At 72.8% G+C, this 872-nt stretch carries 1 protein-coding gene; it reads right to left on the bottom strand.

Annotated elements, in window-relative coordinates; genetic code table 11:
- Nucleotides 1-803: MarR family winged helix-turn-helix transcriptional regulator (locus tag FXF52_RS41170; RefSeq protein WP_148805055.1), on the bottom strand; the 803-nt coding region annotated here is incomplete at its 3' end.
- Nucleotides 804-872 lie beyond the last annotated feature (69 nt).

Here is an 872-nt window from a genome sequence, read left to right as displayed (position 1 = left end):
GCGGCGGCGATCGGCTCGAGCCCCGCGATCAGCTCGTCGAGCTCGTCGGCGGTGAGCACGTCATACGCCGGCGCCGCCAGCTCGTCGGTGAGGGCCTCGATTCGTTCCTTGGTCTGGCGGCCGGCGTCGGTGAACCCGTCGGCGGCGTTCACGAGGCCGCGGCGGCGTAACCCGTCGACGACAGCGGCGAGCTGTGCCTTGGGCAGGTGGTGGGTCCGGCCGAACTCCTCCGCCCTCATGCCGAGGGAGAGGGCGAGCAGGACGTGGGCCTCGGTGCCGCCGATGCCGTGGGCGAGGAGGGCGGCGTTGTGGCCGTCTCCGCGGTGCTCCCGCAGCAGCGTCGCCGCGTGCCAGAGCCTGGCCACCGGCTCCTCGGGCACGTCGAGCGCCCGGAGTCCTGCGTACAGCGCGCGGCCCTCGGTCGGCGCGCTGACCGCTGCCCGGGTGGCCAGGCCGGCGGCCCGCACCAGAGCGGGGGAGTCGGCGAGCTGCCCGATCCTCTGCCGCAGCGCTGCGGCGCTGCCCCGCTCGCGCACCGTGATCGCCTCCTGCGGGGTGATCTTCCCCCACACCCACGGGATATGGCGCGCCACCTCGCCGTCGGCGAAGTTGTAGAAGACCGCGTGCACCACCTCGGCCGGCGCCAGGCCCAGCGGCGCGGCCCGGCCCGCGAAGTACCCGTCCCAGTAGTTGCGCATACCCAAGGCCAGGAACGCCTCGTTCGGCACCTCGGAGAAGGTGACGGTAGCGATCGGCTCGACGAGCTCGAACATGCGGTGGATCTTGGCCAGTGGGTGCTGCATCGGTCGGCATCTCCTGTGGTCGCGACCGCGCCCTCGTGGGCGGCCTCTCACACTAGCTACGAACAACGC

It is taken from the genome of Micromonospora sp. MP36, assembly GCF_008119785.1.
GTDB lineage: Bacteria > Actinomycetota > Actinomycetes > Mycobacteriales > Micromonosporaceae > Micromonospora.
The sequence above is the reverse complement of the archived record's forward strand: the minus strand, read 5'-3'. Positions and strand labels throughout refer to the sequence as shown.